The following is a 2,239-nucleotide window of genomic DNA, read 5'->3' as shown; positions in this document are numbered from 1 at the left end:
CACTTGTGAAACGCAAGCTGGAAGCTTACGCCACTTTCTTGCCGACTAATCTTCCTCTTCGTCGTCCTCGGTGTCCAAGGCCGTCAGGTCAACGACTTCACCGATCGCCAGCGCCAGCCGCCCCAGGATGGCGAAGTACATGAACACCACGCCGATCGACAGGATCACGCCGATCGCGATGCTGGCCGGCGAGAGGGAGCACATCACGAAGTAGCCGAACAGGGCGGCAAACAGGAGTCCGGTCGAAAAGTAGAACGCGCCCCACTCTTCCTGGCACCGCGTGATGCTCTTGCTGATGTCGGCGGAAAAGGGCGACGTGATCGATTGCTCGTCCAGCATCGAAAGCAAGATGATCGGAAACGCGGCATAGATCGAGAACATCACCAGACCCAGCTTGACCACCGGGTCGGCGCCAAACACCGTGGCGATGACGTAGGCCGGTCCCACGGCGATCGCGGTCGCCGCAACGACCAGCCACAGCGATTCAAACCAGGCGGTCGGGTCGAGCGTCGGCCAGTCTTCGATGCGGTCATGTTCGTTGGCCACGCCGAACAGGATCGCGAATCCACAGGACACCGTCAGGGTGATCCCGAGTAATCCCAGCGGAAACATGCCCAACGCAAAGACCGGCACCGCGACCGTCAAGGCCGCAGGAATCGCCAGCAGGATCGAGAGTCCTAAAAAATGGCTGATGACTCCAGGGTCGACGAAGATCCCGAAGACGGTTTTGAACCATCCGATGGTGCTGGGTGCGTCGAACGCCGGTTCGGACCGCTTCTCGTCGGGCTCCCGAGCGGCCTCGCGGAGCAGTTCGTCGGCGCTTTTCTTGAAGGGATCTTCCGGCCGTCCGGTCGCGCCGGTTTCGACGAATTGAAAGGTCTCCGCGTTGTCGTCACGCTGCGGCTTGGTCTTCTTTCTCGGCGGCTTGGGGACGCGGACTTCGCTGTAGCAGTCACCGCACTTGATCGTCTTTCCGGTCTGCTTGGCTTTGGCCGACAGCATGCTGCCACAGATCGGGCAGGTCACCCGGAACTCTTCGTTCGGGTCGATCGTTGGGGCCGCTTCGGGTGTCGGGGTCGGCTTGGCCGCCGCCGGACTGGTCGTCGGGCCGGCTGCGGGACCAGCCGCGAAGCCCGGCAGTTCGTCCAGTGATGGCAGTCCAGCGAACAGGTCTGCCGGATCCGATTCGCTCTCCAGGCCATCGTCATCGGAGACGTCAACGAACGGATTCTCGCCGAACAGATCGTCGTCGTCGTCGTCGATATCTGGTGGCGCGGCCGCTGGTGATCCGGATTTGGATGTGGTGGGTGTCGCGGTGAGTTCCTCTGGATCGGCCAGCGACAACCAGTCCTCATCCTCCGCGCTCGATCCGGCTCCACCGAGTGAAGACGGGGCGAGGAACTCCTTCAGGCAACTGGGGCATTGCACGCGTCTGCCAGCTTGGGCCGCACCGACCGTGACGGCGGAATGGCACTTCGGGCAATGGACGATATCAGACATGGACGGCTCGCCAGCAACCCGATCGGGATCGCACGGAGGGGTGGGGCAAAGACAACGCGGCGGATTGCCTTCATATTATCGTAGCACCACAGCCGACTTCCAGTGGTTCACCTCGTCCGCACGAGAGCTTTGTCAGCGGCTCGTTTGACGGTACCTGACCCCTTTTTCGCGGCATCCTCAATCAGAGGACTCGTCGCCTCGTCCACTACCCGGAAATTGAGCTGCACTAGCGACGCAGGGCCATGTTGACCAGGCTCTCGATGGCGGTCGTCGTCTTCTTTTGGATCTGAACCCGGTCGCCGGGCCGCAATCCGTAGTCGGTCGTGGGGTCGACGGTCCCGTCGTCGGCAAACTGGATCTCCATCCGCACCCCGGAAATCGAATCCGGTGAGGGGCGGTAGAGGGTTGCCTGGACGTTGCCGAGCTTTTTGAGCACGCCGGTTTGGGTCAGCAGTTCACTGACAAAGACGCTCTTTTGGCCCGGCGGCAGCGGCAGCACACGGACGGGCTGTTCGTCTTCGGCGACTTGCAGCACGATCGCGTTTTGTGCTTTGGCTTCACGGATCTTGTGATAGGCCTCCTCGGTCAGCCCGGCATGACCCGACAACGCCGTCGCCGGCGCGGTGCCGTCGAGCATTTGGTAGGGCGAGGTGTTTTTAGCCGATCCGGGAGACAGCAGGCTCGACGCCGGGTTCATCAGGTCCAGCCCTCGTGCCGAGGGGAGCGTCGAGCACCCGGT

General features: G+C 62.3%; 2 protein-coding genes. Both read right to left on the bottom strand.

The features are described from left to right. Positions 1-45: 45 nt before the first annotated feature. Positions 46-1,500: a hypothetical protein gene (locus ABX749_RS30345; protein ID WP_372899330.1), complete on the bottom strand. Its 1,455-nt coding sequence runs from the start codon at positions 1,498-1,500 to the stop codon at positions 46-48. 226 nt (positions 1,501-1,726) lie between these two features. Further along, positions 1,727-2,239: hypothetical protein (locus ABX749_RS30340; protein WP_372899329.1), on the bottom strand; the 513-nt coding region annotated here is incomplete at its 5' end.

It is taken from the genome of Stieleria sp. (assembly GCF_041595215.1).
GTDB classification, from domain to species: Bacteria; Planctomycetota; Planctomycetia; order Pirellulales; family Pirellulaceae; genus Stieleria; species Stieleria magnilauensis.
This window is presented reverse-complemented; position numbering and strand designations above follow the sequence as displayed.

Excerpts from the sequence above, each read along its gene's own strand:
- ABX749_RS30345 (WP_372899330.1), bottom strand. The coding sequence starts at position 1,500 with ATGTCTGATATCGTCCATTGCCCGAAGTGCCATTCCGCCGTCACGGTC.